Origin of the sequence: Microvirga arvi (assembly GCF_016892765.1) — a bacterium.
Taxonomy (GTDB): Bacteria; Pseudomonadota; Alphaproteobacteria; order Rhizobiales; family Beijerinckiaceae; genus Microvirga; species Microvirga arvi.
On the sequence record NZ_JAFEMD010000163.1, the window covers coordinates 1 to 1,701 of the forward strand.

Annotated in this window: 1 protein-coding gene; it reads right to left on the minus strand. The window is 65.7% G+C overall.

Annotation, left to right across the window (positions count from 1 at the left end; translation table 11 throughout):
• Positions 1–29 precede the first annotated feature (29 nt).
• The gene (locus tag ILT44_RS30275; RefSeq protein WP_204243314.1) at positions 30–1,637 is read right to left on the minus strand and encodes an IS66 family transposase; all 1,608 of its coding nucleotides are present in this window, start codon (positions 1,635–1,637) and stop codon (positions 30–32) included.
• Positions 1,638–1,701 lie beyond the last annotated feature (64 nt).

Genomic DNA, 1,701 nt, shown 5'->3' on the forward strand with positions numbered 1-1,701 from the left:
GTAACTGGGGCAGATTGGGGGGCCATGCCTCAGGCTGACTGGATGACGAGGTCGGCGAGCGGTGGGATCCTCGGCTGATCCCCATGCAGGCCGAGGCGGTCGCCGAGATAGGCGAAGAACGACAGCCGGAGCTTGCGGCAGGTCTTCGAAAGCCCCAGCATCACATCCCGTGCGACACGGCCATTCACGCTCATCGTGCCGCCGGAGACCTTGCGCTTGATCACCCAGGCCCGCAGGTCGTTCTCCGACGCATTGGTGTGCAGCGGGATCTCCGGCCGCTCGAGCACCCGCAGCAGTTCGGCCTTGCGCCGCGCCAGGCGAGCCAGCAAGGCGTCGAGTTCCTTGTAGCCCGTATGCTGGCCAAAGATGCGGTTGAACTGTCGCCGGAAGGACGCCTCAGCGCCCGGTGAGGGGCTTAACTTCCACAGCTTCAGACCACGGTAAAAGCACCAAATGGTCTTCCGGACCAATTCCACCGCCTTGGCCTGCTTGGGCGAGGCCGGCATCAGCTTCTGCAGATGGCGCTCGGCATGAATCCAGCACAGGGCGTGCCGGGCGACACGGAACTGCCCGGCATCGTCGGAGACAACGACGGTGGTCCCCATCAGCCCGTGATGGCGGATCGCACCCCAAGTGGCGGCTTCGTTCAGTGTCTGCAGCAGGGGCCGGTCGAAGATGTTGATCGAGCACCGCGCCAACTGTTCCAGCCATTCCAGATCCGAGCTGAACACTTGGCCCTGGAGCTTCGTCAACCGGGCGATCACGGCAGCCTCGACCGGCTGCCGGCGCAGGTAGTCCAGCGCGGCGTCGTTGACGACGTAGTCCTCGCAACCACCCCGCAGCAGCGACAGGAAGTTCAGGCGCGATTTCGATCGGCCGGTGCGGAAGACGCAAAAGCGCTCGCCGCCGATCTGCGTGGTAACCCCAGGACGGCGGGCGTGGCGCGCACCGGTGTCATCGACGGTGATGTAAGGGGACGAGACCAGGCCCGCCTGCAGGACCGCATGGTCCTCCTGTTCAAACGGCTCCAGATCTGAGGTGAGCAGGCGCACCACTTGTCGCTTGGAGATCGACAGGCCGATGCCGTTCAGCAGATCGGTGAGGCGCTCGGTGGTGACCTGGCCTTGCGTGTGCAGGGCGAGACAGAACCGCCGCACGCCGGGCCCGAACCCACCGGTGACGCCGACCGGCAAGGGCGCGATGAGGGTCTGCCCCTCGGGCGTCACCCAGCGTTCCCGCTTGTAGCGCACCACCTCGGCGACCAGCACCAGATCCCGGTGCACCACCGTCTTGTAGCCTTTGAAGCGCGAGCCGGCTGGCACCTCGACCCGCAACGTCACCTCGCGGGTGACCCGATCCCGTTTGGCGCCGCGGCCTGGGCGGCGGCCCGGACTGTTGGGCCGCGGCTGGGTGGCTTTTTCCATGCCGGAGGGTTTGAACGGCGGGCGCGGCGGCAAGTGCTTGAGCCTTGCGATCTCGTCCTTCAGGGCCTGGTTGTCGATGCGCAGGTTGCTGTTGTCGAGGCGCAACTGCTCGACCTCTTGCTCCAGCCGATCAATCTTACCAGCCAGATCCGAGACCAGCTCGCGCAGGGCCTTCTGGGACAGGGGCTTGGCGGAACCATCGGGCGAGGTCATGCCCAGATTGAATCACGGATACTCTTCTGGGGGAATCGTCGCCCCCCAATCTGCCCCAGTTACG

Excerpts from the sequence above, each read along its gene's own strand:
- ILT44_RS30275 (WP_204243314.1), bottom strand. The coding sequence starts at position 1,637 with ATGACCTCGCCCGATGGTTCCGCCAAGCCCCTGTCCCAGAAGGCCCTG.